This window comes from Chromobacterium aquaticum (assembly GCF_021129195.1).
Classification (GTDB): domain Bacteria; phylum Pseudomonadota; class Gammaproteobacteria; order Burkholderiales; family Chromobacteriaceae; genus Chromobacterium; species Chromobacterium aquaticum.
Genome location: NZ_JAJOHW010000249.1, coordinates 1 through 804, shown reverse-complemented (window position 1 = coordinate 804; position 804 = coordinate 1). Strand labels below are relative to the sequence as shown.

1 protein-coding gene is annotated in these 804 nt (G+C 69.9%); it reads left to right on the top strand.

Features of this window, described 5'->3' with window-relative positions; genetic code table 11:
- Positions 1-804: 3-hydroxyacyl-CoA dehydrogenase NAD-binding domain-containing protein (locus LQT98_RS23490; protein WP_231465627.1), on the top strand; the 804-nt coding region annotated here is incomplete at both ends.

The following is an 804-nucleotide window of genomic DNA, read 5'->3' as shown; positions in this document are numbered from 1 at the left end:
GACTGGGCCGGCCTGGTGCGGGCCGGCAAGTGGACGCCGGAACGGCTGGACGCCGCGCGCCGCCGGCTTCGGCCGGTGGCGCAGTTGTCCGAACTGGCCGACGCGGCCTTGGCGATCGAGGCCATTGTCGAGCGGCTGGACGCCAAGCAGGAGCTGTTGCGGCGGCTGGAGGAGGTGCTGTCGGCCGAAACGGTGCTGGCTTCCAATACCTCGTCCCTGTCGATCACCGCGCTGGCGGCTGGCTTGCGCCATCCGCAGCGGATGCTGGGCCTGCATTTCTTCAATCCGGCCACGCGGATGAAGCTGGTGGAAGTGGTGAGCGGGTTGTCGACCGCGCCGTTATTGGCGGACAGCCTGTGCGCGCTGATGCGCGACTGGGGCAAGACGCCGGTGGCGACCGCGTCCACGCCCGGCTTCATCGTCAACCGGGTGGCAAGGCCGTTCTACGCCGAAGCATTGCGGCTGCTGCAGGAGCGCGCTTGCGCGCCGGCGACGCTGGACGCCTTGCTGCGCGAGGCCGGCGGCTTCGCGCTGGGGCCGCTGGAGCTGATGGACCTAATCGGCCACGACGTGAATTTCGCGGTCACGCAGTCGGTATATCAGGCGATGCAGCAAGACTCGCGCTTCCGGCCATCGCCGCTGCAGCAGGAACTGCTGGCGGCAGGCAGGCTGGGCCGCAAGAGCGGCCATGGTTTCTACGATTACAGCCAGACTCTGCCTGCGCCGGAAGCCGTACCGCCGCAAGACCCGCCCGCCGCCGTGCGCGTGCGCGGCGGGCTGGGCGTGGCCGAACCGCTGCTGGCG